Source organism: Vibrio sp. V04_P4A5T148, from assembly GCF_963875605.1.
Taxonomy (GTDB): Bacteria; Pseudomonadota; Gammaproteobacteria; order Enterobacterales; family Vibrionaceae; genus Vibrio; species Vibrio anguillarum.
Map to the genome: position 1 here is coordinate 1 of NZ_CAWNMS010000005.1, position 2735 is coordinate 2735.

General features: G+C 34.8%; 2 protein-coding genes. Both read left to right on the forward strand.

Annotated features, from left to right (window positions below; genetic code table 11):
* The first annotated feature begins 217 nt into the window (after positions 1–217).
* On the forward strand, positions 218–1438 hold the full coding sequence (locus AACT18_RS00080) for an alpha-xenorhabdolysin family binary toxin subunit A (protein WP_094145919.1): 1221 nt from the start codon (positions 218–220) through the stop codon (positions 1436–1438).
* A gap of 13 nt (positions 1439–1451) precedes the next feature.
* Complete coding sequence (locus AACT18_RS00085; RefSeq protein ID WP_141138115.1) at positions 1452–2732, forward strand: alpha-xenorhabdolysin family binary toxin subunit A; 1281 nt, start codon at positions 1452–1454, stop codon at positions 2730–2732.
* The last annotated feature ends 3 nt before the right edge of the window (positions 2733–2735 follow it).

Below are 2735 nucleotides of genomic sequence, written 5' to 3' on the forward strand. Positions count from 1 at the left end.
ATTTTCCACATCACAAGCCATAAACACCGCGTAAATTCAAACAGTTAAATGACTGATAACCTTAGCTTATTAAGTAAAAAAACTCAATATAAAAAAACATAAAAAATATTGTAAATATAAAAAAAGTTGAATAAAAACTATTCAATAGCAAGGGGAAAATTAGATGTTATGTTTAACACCATAATAATACGCAAAACAAAATGAAAGGGTATACAAGTTGAAAAGAAGAAATTTTATAAAGAGCATGCCTGCCATTTCTATATTGGCTGCTTTTCCATCAATGGCTACTAGTAATGGAATAAATAAGAATATTTTATTAAAAAAAAGTTATGAACAAGATGATCTAGATGCATTTGCTGGAGTTAATATTTTTAACAACACGCTTGATCAGCTTATCTTGACAGATTCACAATGGTTACAGATAAAAGTTTATACAAAACATGCTGCAAGTTTACCAACAACTGCTAGTGATTTTAAATATGAGTTTAGCATTCCTGACGATGGGGATATTCAAGGATTCAATTGGCTAATGTCATGCTACTCAGAGTTAAAGTCATCTGCTTTATTTTGGAATGAAACGGTATTTGAAAATCTTGTTAAAGAAATCAGAAAAATGGCGGGAGTGTGCGAAAATCAAGCAACACTGATGACTTGGATTTATGCCAGCATTCAGTATTTGCAAGTATGTGTTGAACGAGAAGATTCTGAGGGATTCGAAAATACAAAACTTACACTCATACCAATTTTAGAGTTATTACATAGTTACGCAAAAGGAAGAGCACCTTCATGTGAATCTATTCGTAATCAGATGATAGACTTTAATAATACCTTATCTATACAGTCAATTGAATTAGATAGACTTGAAAGTCAATATTCAGAGCTACTTACTAATTATAATGGTGATGAAATAAAAAGTGATATAACTCGTTTGCGAAAAGAAGTCGACGATCTCAATATAGAGTATACACGTTTAGTAACAATAGCAGCAACTACGCCTACATATGCTTGGGTACCATTTTGGGGGTGGTTTATTGCCCCCGCAATTGCTGGTGTATATGGTGCAGAAGCTGTTGAAGTAAACAGGCTAAGAGAAGAGAAACTAACAGAGTTGCGCACCCTCGAAACCTCATTAACTCATGGAGCTAAGATATTTCGTTCATGGGAACTGGCTAAACAAAGTATTTCAGAGACTAATACATTAATCGAACCTGCTACACATAGTTTAGGATTATTAATCGGAGAGTGGCGTATTGTCGAATTAAAACTTTCAAATGTTATAGAATCAATTCGTAAATTGGATAGCGATTTAGATCAAGATAATATTATTGCAGCAATTTTAGCTGAGTTTACAGCTAAAGAGTTAGAAGAAAACTGGAGTAAATTAACAAATAAGTGTCTCCAGTTTATTAAAAGTATTACTGTAGAAACAATCCATTAAAGAGAGTGTATAAATGAGAAAATATATAAAAACCCTAGTGATAATGTTAGCAACTGGTATTAACATGCCCGTATATGCTTATGAATTATCGGTAAACCATGATTCACCCTATATGAAACAGTCCGTGGAAGGAGATGAAAACATTCTGGGTAACATTGCTGAATTTATTATTAATGACGATGAAGGCGATCGCTTTATTCTATCATCCGATGAGTGGATCCAAATTCAGTTTTTTGCAACAACGGCTAAAGCTTTACCAATAACAGAGCAGGACATGCGCAACCAATTCCAGATGACTGATGATGTTGTGATGGATGGTGTCTATACAGATCTACTGCAAAGTTACTCAAACATTAATAGCCTAGCTGGAGAGTGGCTAGATCCACAAGGTCATAAAGACCAAATGATTAGTCTGGCAGCAGATCTTTCTAGCTACTCTGGAACGGTAGTCACTAGCGGAAACGTATTATACACCATGGTAAATCGGTTAACTGAAGCTGCTATAGCTGAAGATGAAGAGCTATTTAATAAGTATAAAAGTGCGATAAAAGGTTTTCTGGTCCAAATGAGAGATGATACTGTTAGGTTTAATAATGATGGCAAAGCTCTTGGCGATAAACTCACAAGTTTCATTAATCTCTTAGCGCAAGAGAAAATAAATCTTGATCAGGTTGAGGAACGTAATGCAGATATTCTTACTAATGATGGTAGCGCTATACAAGAAAAAATTGCTCGACTTATTGCTGAGAAAGATGCATTAAATGATGAATATTCCAAATGGGTAACGGTTGCTGGCACATCACCTACCTATGCTTGGTTATTCCCATGGGGCACTCTTGCAGCGATTGGTTCAGCGTCTGCTGGGACAGCATACGCTCTGGAGCTCAAAGAAAGACTTGAAAATAAAGCACAAGAACTTGAAGACGCTAATATAGAGTTGACGCAAACAATTGCGATTTATCAGTCTTGGGTGTTGGCAAAGGGAAACGTTGTTAATATAAGATCAGAAATTGTAAAAGCTAATCAATCACTTGGTAAACTCAGAGGTGGCTGGGCAACTATTTTAGGACAATTAAATGGCGTACTTTCCATTATAGATAATATCAATTCCAAAGATGTACTTGATAATACAAATATCTTTACAGCTGCATTTCAGACCCAAAGTAATGTAAGTTTACTACAAGATAAATGGAGAAAAGTAGAAGCATTATCTGAAAAATGGATTGAAAATGCCTATGTCAACCCTGTAAGTAAGATGATATTCAGACTGGATGGTTCTAAATCATACGATTAAATC

What these genes read in the sequence shown, in the direction of transcription:
- AACT18_RS00085 (WP_141138115.1), top strand. Translation starts at nt 1,452, where the DNA reads ATGAGAAAATATATAAAAACCCTAGTGATAATGTTAGCAACTGGTATT.